This is a genomic window from Microbacterium sp. SORGH_AS_0862, from assembly GCF_030818795.1.
Taxonomy (GTDB): domain Bacteria; phylum Actinomycetota; class Actinomycetes; order Actinomycetales; family Microbacteriaceae; genus Microbacterium.
The window spans coordinates 2569504-2582439 of record NZ_JAUTAY010000001.1; the positions used below are offsets into that span (position 1 = coordinate 2569504).

General features: G+C 67.7%; 12 protein-coding genes, 1 tRNA gene and 1 pseudogene. 6 read left to right on the forward strand and 8 right to left on the reverse strand.

Annotated elements, in window-relative coordinates; all coding sequences use genetic code 11:
* Positions 1 to 4: 4 nt before the first annotated feature.
* Together QE377_RS12480 and QE377_RS12485 are read right to left on the reverse strand one after the other, a co-directional pair.
* Positions 5 to 469, reverse strand: a complete 465-nt coding sequence (locus QE377_RS12480; protein ID WP_307323618.1) for a GNAT family N-acetyltransferase — start codon at positions 467 to 469, stop codon at positions 5 to 7.
* On the reverse strand, positions 466 to 1383 hold the full coding sequence (locus tag QE377_RS12485) for a DMT family transporter (RefSeq protein ID WP_307323620.1): 918 nt from the start codon (positions 1381 to 1383) through the stop codon (positions 466 to 468). Before QE377_RS12485 ends, QE377_RS12480 begins: the two co-directional genes overlap by 4 nt.
* Positions 1384 to 1446: 63 nt before the next feature.
* Here QE377_RS12485 and cysS point away from each other — a divergent pair, with 63 nt between their 5' ends.
* Genes cysS through QE377_RS12500 form a run of 3 tightly spaced genes read left to right on the forward strand, consistent with a single transcriptional unit; the run spans position 1447 to position 4490 of the window.
* Complete coding sequence (gene cysS / locus QE377_RS12490) at positions 1447 to 2850, forward strand: cysteine--tRNA ligase (RefSeq protein WP_307323623.1); 1404 nt, start codon at positions 1447 to 1449, stop codon at positions 2848 to 2850.
* On the forward strand, positions 2843 to 3826 hold the full coding sequence (gene rlmB / locus QE377_RS12495) for a 23S rRNA (guanosine(2251)-2'-O)-methyltransferase RlmB (protein ID WP_307323625.1): 984 nt from the start codon (positions 2843 to 2845) through the stop codon (positions 3824 to 3826). The genes cysS and rlmB overlap by 8 nt, the downstream gene beginning before the upstream one ends.
* Positions 3827 to 3848: 22 nt before the next feature.
* Positions 3849 to 4490 carry an NAD(P)-dependent oxidoreductase gene (locus tag QE377_RS12500; RefSeq protein ID WP_307323627.1) on the forward strand — a complete coding sequence of 214 codons (642 nt, stop codon included), beginning with the start codon at positions 3849 to 3851 and terminating at the stop codon, positions 4488 to 4490.
* Between the two features lie 37 nt (positions 4491 to 4527).
* Here QE377_RS12500 and QE377_RS12505 read toward each other — a convergent pair whose 3' ends face one another.
* Both QE377_RS12505 and QE377_RS12510 read right to left on the reverse strand, forming a co-directional pair.
* Positions 4528 to 5847, reverse strand: a complete 1320-nt coding sequence (locus QE377_RS12505; RefSeq protein ID WP_137417669.1) for a DUF4032 domain-containing protein — start codon at positions 5845 to 5847, stop codon at positions 4528 to 4530.
* Between the two features lie 70 nt (positions 5848 to 5917).
* Positions 5918 to 7021: an ABC transporter ATP-binding protein gene (locus QE377_RS12510; protein WP_137417668.1), complete on the reverse strand. Its 1104-nt coding sequence runs from the start codon at positions 7019 to 7021 to the stop codon at positions 5918 to 5920.
* Between the two features lie 210 nt (positions 7022 to 7231).
* Between QE377_RS12510 and QE377_RS12515 the strand changes: the two genes are divergently transcribed.
* Complete coding sequence (locus tag QE377_RS12515) at positions 7232 to 8170, forward strand: thioredoxin domain-containing protein (RefSeq protein WP_307323633.1); 939 nt, start codon at positions 7232 to 7234, stop codon at positions 8168 to 8170.
* A 67-nt stretch (positions 8171 to 8237) separates the two neighbouring features.
* Positions 8238 to 8310, forward strand: a tRNA-Thr gene (locus tag QE377_RS12520).
* 212 nt (positions 8311 to 8522) lie between these two features.
* Here the strand turns inward: QE377_RS12520 and QE377_RS12525 are convergent.
* A complete protein-coding gene (locus QE377_RS12525) occupies positions 8523 to 10070 on the reverse strand; it encodes a LuxR C-terminal-related transcriptional regulator (RefSeq protein ID WP_307323636.1) in 1548 nt (515 codons plus the stop codon).
* A 209-nt stretch (positions 10071 to 10279) separates the two neighbouring features.
* Here QE377_RS12525 and QE377_RS12530 point away from each other — a divergent pair, with 209 nt between their 5' ends.
* Positions 10280 to 10966, forward strand: coding sequence for an SGNH/GDSL hydrolase family protein (locus QE377_RS12530; RefSeq protein ID WP_307323639.1), 687 nt, complete (start codon positions 10280 to 10282; stop codon positions 10964 to 10966).
* Between the two features lie 127 nt (positions 10967 to 11093).
* Here the strand turns inward: QE377_RS12530 and QE377_RS12535 are convergent.
* The 3 genes and pseudogenes from QE377_RS12535 to QE377_RS12545 all read right to left on the reverse strand — a co-directional run bounded on the left by QE377_RS12535 (position 11094) and on the right by QE377_RS12545 (position 12912).
* Positions 11094 to 12072: pseudogene (locus QE377_RS12535) on the reverse strand (acyltransferase family protein).
* Positions 12073 to 12247: 175 nt separating this feature from the next.
* A complete protein-coding gene (locus QE377_RS12540) occupies positions 12248 to 12589 on the reverse strand; it encodes a hypothetical protein (RefSeq protein WP_307323643.1) in 342 nt (113 codons plus the stop codon).
* Positions 12586 to 12912 (reverse strand): hypothetical protein, encoded by a 327-nt coding sequence (locus QE377_RS12545; protein WP_307323645.1) that lies wholly within the window; start codon positions 12910 to 12912, stop codon positions 12586 to 12588. Before QE377_RS12545 ends, QE377_RS12540 begins: the two co-directional genes overlap by 4 nt.
* Positions 12913 to 12936: the final 24 nt, after the last annotated feature.

The window sequence follows — 12936 nt, forward strand, 5'->3', positions numbered from 1 at the left end:
CCGATCAGATCGCCCGGGTGAAGTAGAGCGACAACGGGTCGTCGCGGTAGTCGGCGAACGGCCCGCATCGGATGAAGCCCTCGCTCTCATACAGGCGCGCCGCGGGTACGAACTCTGGTGTGCTGCCCGTCTCGAGCCACACGCTCGTCAGGCCCATCGCTGCCGCCTCGCCGAGGATGTGGCGAAGGATGCCGCGTCCGACGCCCGTTCCGCGGAAGGCGTCGGCGACCCGCATGGACTTCAGCTCGCCGCGGTCGTCTCCCCACCGCTTGAGAGCGCCGATGCCCGCGAGTTCGCCGTCGGACCACGCAGACCAGAAGGTGACGTCGGTGCTGCTGAGGCCCGTCGCGTCCAGCGCGTGCACGCTCTCGGCGGGTGTGCCGGCGTGCATGGCGGCGAGATGCGAGGTCACGAGGTCGTGCGCCGGGCCGCGGGTCGGGTCGTCGACGCGGTAATCGAGCATGGTCATCCTTCGATGGGGAACGGTTCGGGATCTCGCCGACGGGAGCCCCAGGCCAGCACGATGAGACCGGCGGTCAGCACGGCGATGCCGATGACGGATGCGGCGCCGAGGTGCTCTCCGAGCACGACGAGCCCGAGCAAGGTGGCGGTGAAGGGTTCGGCGAGGGTCAGCGTCGCCGCGGTCGCCGCGGTGAGGCGCTGCAGACCCCAGGTGAACAGCGTGTACGCGACCGCGATCGTCGCGAGCCCGAGCCAGAGCGCGACGGCGACTCCGCCGGGTTCGGCGAGCCACTCGAACGAGGCGAACGGGAGCATGAACAGGGCGCTGATCGCCGACCCGGCGCCCATCGCTCCGGCGACGGTGAAGGGGTCCCACCCGGTCGACATCAACCGGCGCTGCGCGTTGGCGAAGACGGCGAATGCCGCACCGGCACCCAGTGACCCGAGCACGCCGAGGGGATCCGCCGAACCGGAGCCGCCTCCGGCGAAGGTCAGCAGCGCGACCCCGGTCGTGGCGAGCGCGGTCGCCGCGAGCCACGTGGGTCGGGGGAGGCGCCGGGTGATCGCCCATTCGATGAGTCCCGCCAATACCGGCGCGGATCCGAGCGCGATGACGGTGCCCACGGCGACGCCGCCGCGGGCCGTGCCGAGGAAGAACAGCGGCTGGTACGCCGCGAGGCAGACACCCGTCAGCGCCATGAGCGCCAGAGCGCGCGCGGTCAGCGGGGGAGATGCGGCCGCTGTGGCGCGTCGGTGACGGCGGGCGAGGGCGAAGCCGATGACCGCCAGCGCGGTTCCGCCGATGAGCAGACGCACCGCTCCGACGCCGAGGGGTGTCGTCCCGTCCGGGCCCAGCGCCTGCGAGGTGCCCGTGGTGCCGAACAGCACCGCCGCAGCGAGGACGGCGAACACGGGCAGCATCCTCCCTTTCTACCGCCGTCATGTGTCGGGATGGTGACACAGCCCCGCCGGTAGGCTGGTGGAGTGACGGTCCGGCTCTACGACACCCAGGCGCAGGCGCTGCGCGACTTCGCGCCCCTGGAGGACGGCAACGTCACGATGTACGTCTGCGGCCCGACGGTGCAGTCCGGCCCGCACATCGGTCACGTGCGCGCTGCGCTGAGCTTCGACCTGCTGCGCCGCTGGCTCGCATACCGATTCGGCCGGGTGACGTTCGTTCGCAACGTCACGGACATCGACGACAAGGTGCTCGCGAACGCGACGCCGACCGAGCCGTGGTGGGCGCTCGCCTACCGTATGGAGCTCGCGTTCAGCCGGGCCTATGCCGCGGTCGGCATCCTCGCGCCGACGTACGAGCCGCGAGCCACCGCATCCATTCCGCAGATGATCGAGCTCATCACGCTGCTCATCGAGCGCGGTCACGCCTACCCGGCGCCCGACGGATCCGGCGACGTGTACTTCGACGTGCGGTCGTGGCCTGCCTACGGTGCGCTCACGCATCAGGACGTCGACGCGATGGAAGCGGCGGCGGATGCGGACCCTCGCGGCAAGCGCGACCCGCACGACTTCGCGCTGTGGAAGGGCGCCAAGGACGGCGAGCCGGCGGATGCGCGGTGGGCGTCGCCCTGGGGTGAGGGGCGCCCGGGATGGCACATCGAATGCTCGGCGATGTCGCGCCGGTACCTCGGTCCGCGATTCGACATCCACGGCGGCGGTCTGGACCTGCGCTTCCCGCATCACGAGAACGAGCTCGCGCAGTCCACCGCAGCGGGCGACGCGTTCGCCCAGTACTGGGTGCACAACGGTCTCGTCACCGTCGACGGCCAGAAGATGTCGAAGTCGCTCGGCAACTTCACCCTCGCCGCCGACGTGCTCGCCGAGCGTGACCCGCTCGTGGTGCGCTACGCGCTCGCCGCCGCGCACTACCGCTCGAGCCTCGATGTCTCCGGCAAGGCCTTCGACGAAGCTGAGGCGGCGCTCGATCGCATCCGAACCTTCCTCGACCGCGCCGAACGCGTGGGCGCAGGGCGGGAGACAGCTGTGGTTCCCGAAGCGTTCGCCGCGGCGCTGGATGACGACCTCGGCGTCCCGCAGGCTCTCGGCGTCCTTCATGAGACGGTGCGTGCAGGAAACGCGGCACTGGATGAGGGAGACTCGGAGAACGCGCGCCGCCGCGCGGCCGAGGTCGTCGCCATGACCGACATCCTCGGAATCAATCCGCTCGACGAGCGGTGGCGCAAGAGCGCGGCTGGTCCCGAAGCGGGAGCCCTGGACGCGCTCGTGCGCGTCATGATCGACCAACGCGCCCAGGCGCGAGCAGAGAAGGACTGGGCGAGCGCCGACCGGGTGCGCGATGCGATCGCGGCCGCCGGCATCGTCCTCGAAGACGGTCCCGAGGGGACCCATTGGAGTGTGAAACGTGGCTAAGCCGGGAAACCCGTCAGCCGGACGGGGCAAGAAGAAGGGCCCCACGAAGGGCACCGGCGGCAAGAACCGCCGCTCGCTCGAGGGCCGCGGCCCGACACCGAAGGCGGAGGATCGTGCCTGGCACCCCGCGGGTAAGCGCAAGGCCGCCCAGGAGCGCTTCGTCGCGGCCGGGGGAAAGACCGCCCCGCGCGTCGCAGGCCTGAACCGTACGCCGCGCTCGAAGCAGAACGACGACACCGAGACGGTCACCGGCCGCAACTCCGTGCTCGAAGCGCTGCGCGCCCGCATCCCCGCGACCGCGTTCTACATCGCGCAGCGCGTCGAGATGGACGACCGCGTCAAGGAGATGCTCTCGATCGCGACGCACCGTGAGATCCCCGTGCTGGAGGTCACTCGGCAGGAACTGGACCGGATGGCGGGCTTCGACGGCGTGCACCAGGGTGTGGCGCTGAAAGTGCCGCCGTACGAGTACGCACGCCCGCAGGACCTGCTGGAGCAGATCATCGACCGCGACGAGCTGCCGTTGATCGTGGCGCTCGACGGTGTGACGGACCCCCGCAACCTGGGAGCCATCATCCGCTCCACGGCGGCGTTCGGCGGTCAGGGCCTGATCATTCCGCAGCGTCGCAGCGCGGGTGTCAACTCCGCCGCATGGAAGACGAGCGCGGGAGCGGCAGCGCGCCTCCCCGTCGCCATGGCCGCGAACCTCACGACGACGCTCAAGGAGTTCAAGAAGCAGGGCGTATTCGTGCTCGGCCTCGACGGCGGCGGTGACGTGGCGCTTCCGGCCCTGCAGCTTGCGGACCGTCCCGTCGTGATCGTCGTCGGCTCCGAGGGCAAGGGCCTCTCGCGCCTGGTGACCGAGACGTGCGACCAGATCGTGTCGATCCCGATCTCCGCTGCGACAGAGTCCTTGAACGCGGGGATCGCCGCGTCCGTCGCGCTCTACCAGGTCGCCACGCTACGGTCGGCCTGAGACCTCGACCGAAGGAGCACCCATGTCTCGTATCGCCGTCCTCGGAGGAACCGGCTACGCCGGCAGCCACATCGTCGCGGAGGCGGTCCGGCGCGGGCACACAGTCCTCTCGGTCGCACGCACCGTTCCCGCCGAACGCGTCGAGGGCGCCACGTACATCGAGGCCACGCTGCTCGATGTCCCCACCCTCGTGAACGAGCTGATCGGTGTGGATGTGGTCGTCTCGGCCGTTGCCGCGCGCGGCGACATGCTCGGCGCGCTCCGCCCGGCGATCGAGCAGCTGCTCTCGGTGCTTCCCGAGGACGTGCGGATCGGCGTCATCGGCGGCGCGGGCGGCAGCCTCGTCGCCGAGGGCGGCCCGCGCCTTGTCGACACCGAGGGCTTCGCGGACGAATACAAGCCCGAAGCGCTCGAGGCCATCGGCATCCTCGAAGACCTCCAGACCCGCGCGGGCGATCGCGACTGGTTCTACATCCACCCCGCGGGGGGATTCGGTGCATGGGCGCCGGGAGAGCGCACCGGCTCGTACCGTGACGGCGGCGAAGTGCTCGTCGTCGACGAGAACGGCGATTCGTTCATCTCGGGCGCCGACCTCGCCGTGGCGGTGCTCGACGAGATCGAGACGCCGCGTCACTCGCGGGAGCGTTTCACCGTCGGCTACTGAACCGACGTGAGCGGATGCGGCGAGCCGCCGTCCGCGATCAGACCAGGTCGCGCCAGTCGATCGCCTCGTCCTCGTCGTCGTCCGCGTCGCGAGGCACGTAGTCGTCGCGCAGCACGGGGATGATCGACGTCGCCTCGGTCGGGGGGCCCACCACGGTGGCTTCGTCGCGGCGGTGGCGCAGGACATCGTCGATGTAGCTCGTGAGCACTTCCGCGAGCGGCACGGAGCGGCCTCGTGCCTGCGACATGTACCAGCTGTGCTCGAGCACCTGGTGGTAGACCTCTGCGGGCTCCAGCTTGGAGCGCAGATCGAAGGGGATCGCCTTGACGACCGGCTCGAACTTCCGTGTGAGCCACTCGTGGGCGACCATCTCCTCGTCGGAGCCCACGCGGGAGATGCGCGCACGGAACTCGTCGAGGTCGTTGAGCAGCCGTCGCGCCTGGTTCTCCTCGACGTCGAGACCGGTGAGGCGCAGCAGGCGGCGTTGGTGGTGGCCGGCGTCGACGACCTTGGGCTGGATGGAGACCAGCGCGCCGTCCGTCGCGGTGTCGATCGACATCTCTCCGATGTCGAAGCCGAGTGCATTCAGCCGCTGCACGCGCTCCGTGATCCGCCACGACTCCGCCGCGGAGAAGCTCTCCTTGTCGGTCAGCGCAGCCCAGAGGGAGCGATAGGAGGAGACGATGCCGTCGGCGATGTCGAGCGCGTCGACGTCGCCGGCCAGACGGCCGCCGGCGGCGAGGTCCATGATCTCGCCGGCGATGTTCGTGCGTGCCACATCCAGGTCGTGCTCACGCTGACCGCGCGTCAGGCCGCCTTCGTGGAGCTCGCCCGTCTCGGCGTCCACGAGGTACGCGGCGAAGGCGCCCGCATCCCGTCGGAAGAGGGTGTTGGAGAGCGAGACGTCGCCCCAGAAGAACCCCACGTTGTGCAGGCGCACAAGGAGCACGGCGAGCGCGTCGACGAGGCGGGAGGCAGTGTTCGGTCGCAGCACCTGGGTGAAGAGGGCGCGATAGGGCAGGGAGAACTTGAGGTGGGCGGTCACCAGAGCCGCAGGCAGCGGGTGGCCGGCCGCATCCGTCCGCCCGTCGATCACGGCGAATCGGTCGACGCACGGCACGTCGAGGCGCGCGAGGTTGCCGAGCATGTCGTACTCGCGCCGCGCCATCTCGCCGGTCGTCTCCTTGACGGCGATGACCTTGCCGCTGAGGGTCGAGAAGCGCACCAGGTGGCGCGAGAGGCCCTTGGGAAGCTGCACGATGTCGTTGCTGGACCAGTCCGCGAGCGGCGTGCTCCATGGCAGCGTCAGCAGCGCGGGATCGATCGCACTGGCCGTGATGGTCAGCGAGTCCGCCATGGTGTCCCTCCACATATGTCGCGGCGCGGCGGATCCGGGTGGATCCGCCGCGCCGCGGGGGTCGTTCCGATCAGACCGAAGCGATCGCCTTGTCGTTCAGGCGCTCGCCGCTCTCGAGGTCGAACACGTGCACGTGACCGGGGACGGGGGCGAGGATGACCGTCTCACCGGCGCTCGGGTGACGACGACCGTCGACGCGCGCCACGATGTCGGTGCGCTTGCCGTTGATCTCGGAGTGGCCGTACAGGTAGCCGTCGGCGCCGAGCTCTTCGATCAGGTCGACGACCACCGAGAGGCCCTTGCCGTCGGCGGGAGCCACCTGGATGTCCTCGGGACGAACGCCGATGGTGACCTCGGTGCCGTGCGCCTTGCCGATGGTGTCGGCCTCGACGGGGACCACGAGGTCACCGAAGCGGACGCCGCCCTCGGCCAGGTCGGCCGGGAAGAGGTTCATGGCGGGGGAGCCGATGAATCCGGCGACGAAGACGTTCTTCGGCTTCTCGTACAGGTCGCGCGGGGTGCCGACCTGCTGCAGCAGGCCGTCCTTCAGCACGGCGATGCGGTCACCCATGGTGAGGGCCTCGGTCTGGTCGTGCGTGACGTAGACCGTGGTGACGCCCAGGCGACGCACCAGCGACGCGATCTGGGTACGCGTCTGCACGCGGAGCTTGGCGTCGAGGTTCGACAGCGGCTCGTCCATGAGGAAGACCTGCGGCTGACGCACGATGGCGCGGCCCATGGCGACACGCTGACGCTGACCACCCGAGAGTGCCTTCGGCTTACGGGTCAGGTACTCCTCGAGGTCGAGCAGCTTGGCGGCCTCGAGCACACGCTGGGCGCGCTCTTCCTTGCCGACGCCGGCGATCTTGAGCGCGAAGCCCATGTTCTCGGCGACCGTCATGTGGGGGTAGAGGGCATAGTTCTGGAACACCATCGCGATGTCGCGGTCCTTCGGCGGGACGTCGGTGACGTCGCGGTCGCCGATGCGGATGCTGCCCGAGTTGACCTCTTCGAGGCCGGCGAGCATGCGCAGCGAGGTGGACTTACCGCAACCGGAGGGGCCGACCAGGACGAGGAACTCGCCGTCTCCGACCTCGAGGTTGAGCTTGTCGACGGCCGGGCGAGTTCCCCCCGGGTACAGACGCGTTGCGTTGTCGAACGTGACAGTTGCCACTGTTTCTTCTCCTTCACCGGCAGGTACGTGCCGGACGATCCGTAGTGATGGATGCGCGGGGGTGACCCGCAACGCCCGCCATCGGGCGCACCTCTCAGTATGGCACGAGCGTCTGGGCATTTCTCAGGCTCTCTGGCTAGCATCGGATCGGCCGTTTCCCGTGCGGCTCGACCGGACTCCGCCGGTCCCTACGTTTTCTTCAGAGGTCCTATGTCGAGCGACGACTCATCGAACGTCCCGGCGCCGAGCGACCGCCGCGAGGCGGTGCGCGAGAAGGCGCAGCGAGTACGGCAGCGCCATGCGCGGGTCGGCCGACTCCGCGTGGCCGCGCTCTCGATCAGCGGTGTCGCGGTCGTCGGCGCCGTGGTCGCCGCCGTGGTGTTCGCGGTGAGCTCGTCGACGTCCTCCCCGCAGCTCCAGCCGAGTGGCGCGGTCGACGGCGGCTTTGCTGTCGCCTCGGTCGCCGGTGTGTCGGTTCTCGGAGGCTCCGTGGACGAGCCCGCGCCGACCGAATCCGCGGCGCCGCAGGGTGACACGACCCCCACGCCGGTGCCGACGAACCGCTCGTCCGTCGATATCCGCGTCTATGTGGATTACCTCGCTCCCGGGGCGAAGCAGTTCGAAACCGCGAATGCTCCCCAGCTCTCGTCTTGGGTGACCGAGGGTGCCGCGACGCTCTCGTACCACCCCGTCGCCATGCTGACCGCCAAGTCGAACGGCACGAAGTACTCGCTGCGTGCGGCGGGCGCGGCGGCTTGTGTCGCGACCTATTCGCCCGACACGGTGTTCGCCTTCAACCACCAGCTGCTGCTGCAGCAGCCCGAGGCCACATCCGACGGACTGAGCGACGACACGCTCGCCGACATGGCCCAGGCAGCGGGGGCGACCGAGCCTCGTCAGGTGCGTTCCTGCATCGAGAACGGCGAGTTCATGGCATGGGCCAAGAACGCGACCGACACGGCCGTCGCCGGCATCCCGGGCACGGACGGTCTGACGCTCACCAGCACGCCGATGATCTTCGTCAACGGCGAGCTCTACCAGGGCGCACTCGACGACCCGAAGGAGTTCGCGCAGTTCGTGCTCACCACGGCGAGCGATGCGTACTACCGCACGGCCAGCCCCACGCCGACACCGACTCCGTCGTCGTAATCCGCCCGCGCTGAGCGCATAGACTCGTCCGTGCGCTCGCGAGGGCGCCAGGCCGCCAGGCGGTCACGCCGGCTTGGCGCAATTGGTAGCGCACCGTACTTGTAATACGGGGGTTGCAGGTTCAAGTCCTGTAGCCGGCACTGGAACGGGGGGCACGAGACGGGCGTCGACGCGCACGTTGTCATACGGGGTTGCAGGTTCAAGTCCTGTAGCCGGCACTGGAACGCGGGGCACGAGACGGGCGTCGACGCGCACGTTGTCATAAGGGGGTTGCAGGTTCAAGTCCTGTAGCCGGCACTGGAACGCGGGGCACGAGACGGTCGTCGACGCGTTTCGCCTCTCGGTCTGTCGCTCACTGCGAGAAGCCGTATGTGGCGGCGAGCGACCGTAGCTCTTCCACGGACGAGATGCCGAGTTTGCGGTACGCACTCCGAATCTGAGACTTGACGGTGTTGACCGAGAGGTAGTGCTCCGTCGCGATCTCCTCGAGCGTCGCGTCTTTGAGGCGAACGCCGAGTACCGCCCGCTCGCGAGGTGTGAGCCTCTGAAACGGATCGCTCGCATCGACTCTGGCAGCGCGGATGATCGCATCGGCGACATCCGGTGAAAGCCTGTCGCTGTCGGCGGCGAGTTTACTCACGTCCGCACGGGGGAGCAGGACGAAGGGCGAGTACAACTCCTGCTCCGATGCGATGGATGCGGCCAGACGGAAGTCGTCGGCACCCGCGCTGATCGCAAGGCCCCGCGAGGCAGCAGCGCGTAGCGCGAGCGCTGCGACCAGCGCGCGCGGCGCGTGCGAACTGCTCGCGCTCATGAGCGAAGCCGCATGGAGCACTCGCTCGTCGAACCCCGCGTGCGCGTCTGCCGCGATGCGCTGAACGCGCACGAGCGCGGAGACGACCTCGCCGCCGAGGTCGTCGTCGACTCCCAGGGCGTCGCGCGCGGCCGTGTGCATCCCCAGCCTCGTGAGAAGGGCATGCTTCGAAAGAGCCACGAATGCGGCGCTCTGCCCTTGCGAGGCGGAGTGCGCGATGGCCATCGCGGGCGCGTCCACGCTCACCAGCAGGCGCATGGCCTCGGCGGACGACTCCGCTAAGAGCGCGCTGAGGTACATGTGTGCATGAGCTCGCTCGCTCGCCGCCTGGAGGTCGATCAGCGAGAGGCGCGCACTGGCCTCATCGAAGGAGAGCCGGTCATAGAGAAGCAGCGCCTCCGCGAGCAGAACAACCGCGCGGCTGCGGGGCACCCACCACTCGTCCCTCATCTCGGGGACGCGTTCCAGCCAACGTCGAGCCTCCGAGTTCCGTCCTGCCAGCGCGTGGCACCAGGCGATGGCTGCGGCACTCCGCGACTGACCCATGAGATCTCCCAGGAGCAGGGCGAGGTCATAGCTGTAGGTGTATTCGCGGAACGCGGCCCGGAGGTCGCCGGAATGCTCCCATACGTAGCCCCACGCGTACGTCATCTCCGGCAGGGCTGCCTGCATGCTCTCGCGTTCATCGGCTGCGCTTTCGTCCACGATCCGCCGCGCGCGCAGGGCGTACTGCGTAGCTTCGTCGAGGTCGCCGCTGGCGCGTGCGGCGGCCGCCCGGATGGTCAGTTGCGTGACCCGGTCGAAAGCCGACTGCGCTTCGCTGGCAGACGTGTTGCCCCGGAACTTGGTCGTGTGAGCGGCCGGATCGTCGATGATCCTGTCCAGGTACACCTTCCCCTGGATGATGCGCGAGTTGCGCCGAGCGAAATCCTCAGGGAACCGGAACAGCCACGCCTGCAGACGACGTGGTTCTACCAGCAGGGCTTCGCCCCAATGAGCCTCGATGAGAGCGGCCGCGCGGTTCCAATCGCGTGCCTCGAACAGCTCTTCGATCTGTCGGCCGATGGCATCAAACACAATCGTCACCCCCGAGACCGCTTCGGCGCCGTTCGGGCGGGCGTCCTATCCGTGCTCCGACAACCCCTATGTCGGTCCGTTCGACCCTATCAGCGGGGCGATCTGGGGGCTGCTGACTCTCGTAGATCGGGCACGGTAGCCGGCGTCTGCGAAGACGAGCGTGCGGATAACGGGCTCGTGGGAGTGGTCCCCCAGGAGGTGCAACGTAGGCTGTAACGGTGCGTTGGTTCTGGGGGATCGTCGCTGCGGTCGTGTTGATCGCCGCTGGCGGGGTGGCTGGGTATGTGATCGCTTCGCACCGAGACGCGCCAGTTGCTGTGCCTCCGGCCGGTTCGCGCGTCGTGTTCTTCGGCGACTCGTGGACCGCCGGGTATTGGTCGGATCCCCTAACGGGAGGATTCGCGTACTTGACCGCCAATGTGTTCGGGTGGGACGCGGTCGTGCTCGGCGAGGCGGGTACAGGGTTCATTCAGAAGGGCCCCAACCCGCCGGAGGATGAGTCCTATCCCACGCGCGCAAAGACACTTCCCATCGACGAGGATGTTCCGCTGGTGATCCTCGAAGGGTCCATCAACGACACAACATTGAATGAGGCAACCACCTCCAACCCGACGGTGGATCGGCTTCGCTTCGCAGTTGAGTCCACGCTGGCGAGCTTGCGCCGCGCGTACCCAAACGCGCGGATCATCGCGCTCGGCCCCACTGGAGGTGATCCGGTCCCCGAGCTCGACGCGATGCTGCGGCAGATTTATGCGGCGGAGAATGTCTCATACATTGATGCAGTCGACTGGATCACCGAGGATATGCCTTGGGCACTTGGCGATCCTTATCATCCCTCATCGCGCGGACATGCGTATTTCGCGGGGCGGCTCGTGGATGCACTTCAAGCGGTGTACTCGCCGTAGATGTTCAGCATTTCGCTGGATTGGTGACGCGGTACTCCCTAACCGCCTGCCCAGTCCCGCTTCTGCTCCGCGCTCTTAAAGTCTGCCCGCGCTCTCGAAGATCGTGGGCGCGAGAGAGTACCGACGTCTAGTGAACGAACTTGGCGGTGGACCCGCTAAACAATGTCCCCGTCGGATTCCATGCGAAGAGCCACTCGAGTACCGGGTACCGATCAGTCAGCCAGCTGATGATCAATGGCGGCACAAAACCTAGCACGAGCGCGACTCCGAGCATGGGCCATGGCTCAACGCTTCCTGCGAAGCGCAGGTATCCGAGCGGGAACATGATGAAGGGGACGTGCAGCACGTAAAGCCTGACCGTGCGGCGGCCGATGTAACGAAGGAAAGCGCACCATCGCGTCGACGCGAAGATGGCCACGCATCCGGCCGCGCCGAGGAAACCCGCGACGTAGAGCGGCATCTGCCAGACCGCGATCGACAGGCGTGCGATCCCGAGCGTCCCGGCGGCGCTCAGGGCGATGGCCGCTCCGAGAAGGAAGATACTCGTCCACCTGCGTCGGACGAACGCTGCGAGGGCCGGCAGATGCGGTCCGAGTGTCACACCGATGAAGAAGGCGGCTGCGTTGCTGAAGAACCGCGGACCTTCGCCGGTCGATAGGAAGGCTCCGGCCATGATTAGTGCGAACACGATCACGAGGGGAGGGATACTCCGCGTCGCGAGGGCGAGCAGGTAGTAGACGAAGAGGTAGGCGAGGAACCACAGATGATCGCCGGGCCGGGTGAAGATCAACCAGAAAATCTGGCTCCGGGTGGAATCCGAAGTTCTCGTACCAGTGCGCCGCTACCCAGAACATGATGATCGCCCACAGCAGGTAGGGATAGAGGACTCGCCTCACCTTGCCCGAGAGGTAGATCCACGGTCCCTTCGCGAGTGATCTCGTGACGAGAAGACCCGACAGGATGAAGATGATCGGCCTTCTTAGCGGCGTGATGATCACTCCCAAAGTGTCCAATTTGTTGAAGGAGTGCTCGGAGTACACGCCAGCTAGGACGACGGAGTGGAACAGAATGACGAGGATGATCGCGAGTCCCCTGAGGACATCCATCCAGTCCACGCGGGTGGAGCTCGAGGTGAACAACTGATGCCTCTCTGGTGAACACGGGGAAATCGTCGAACTCTATTCGATCGTCCCTGTCCGAGGCGAGTGACCCCGCGGTCCATAACGTCGCGGGACGGCAGGTCTCACACCGAGGCGAGGCGCGCGGTATGTGTCGCGCGCGTCAGAAGCCCGGAAAAAGCACTCCGGCGGTGACGGCCACGGCGAGCGCCGCCAGTCCTGCCCACGTCGCGACGACGAACGGGATGCGCTCGCGTGCGCGCAGTCTTCGACGGTTGACGGGGTCCGAGACGACCGTCGTGAGCGACGCCTTCGCGGCGGAAAGGCTCGCGTAGCGCCCCACAGGCGAGGAGAAGCGGTCGAAGGCGACGAAGCTTCCGTCGTCGTTGCGGTCGATGTAGCCGAAGAAGTCGCCGTCACGCTGAGCGACGTACAGTCCGTCGTCGACGTGGTTCCACGTGGTCCGGGATGCGGCTGCGACGAACGGCGCGAGCGTCGTCGTCATGCCGCCCGCCGGCGTGGCTGCTGCTGAGCCGCGGGAATCTCGTCGTCGATGTCGACCGTGAGTCCCGCCGTCGAACTGGCGGACTCGGCGAGGGACTGGAGGAAGACGGGGTTCAGCGACTCGGGCTCTGCGGAGGAGAAGACGAACCGTAGGGGGATCGATGAATGGATCCAGAGCGTCTCACGTCCATCCTCTCCGCGGACGTTGAGCGTGAAGGATTCCTGGCGACGCAACTTCGTGGTGGCGACCACCTTGACATGCGCCAGCAGACGATCGTTCATCTCGACCGGGGCAGTGGAGTTTGCGTAGTAGAGCTGTCCCATGAGGAGACCTTTCGATCGTGACGA

Coding starts and splice junctions, on each gene's coding strand:
- QE377_RS12480 (WP_307323618.1), bottom strand. CDS start 469: ATGACCATGCTCGATTACCGCGTCGACGACCCGACCCGCGGCCCGGCG.
- QE377_RS12485 (WP_307323620.1), bottom strand. CDS start 1,383: ATGCTGCCCGTGTTCGCCGTCCTCGCTGCGGCGGTGCTGTTCGGCACC.
- QE377_RS12500 (WP_307323627.1), top strand. CDS start 3,849: ATGTCTCGTATCGCCGTCCTCGGAGGAACCGGCTACGCCGGCAGCCAC.
- QE377_RS12505 (WP_137417669.1), bottom strand. CDS start 5,847: ATGGCGGACTCGCTGACCATCACGGCCAGTGCGATCGATCCCGCGCTG.
- QE377_RS12515 (WP_307323633.1), top strand. CDS start 7,232: ATGTCGAGCGACGACTCATCGAACGTCCCGGCGCCGAGCGACCGCCGC.
- QE377_RS12540 (WP_307323643.1), bottom strand. CDS start 12,589: ATGACGACGACGCTCGCGCCGTTCGTCGCAGCCGCATCCCGGACCACG.
- QE377_RS12545 (WP_307323645.1), bottom strand. CDS start 12,912: ATGGGACAGCTCTACTACGCAAACTCCACTGCCCCGGTCGAGATGAAC.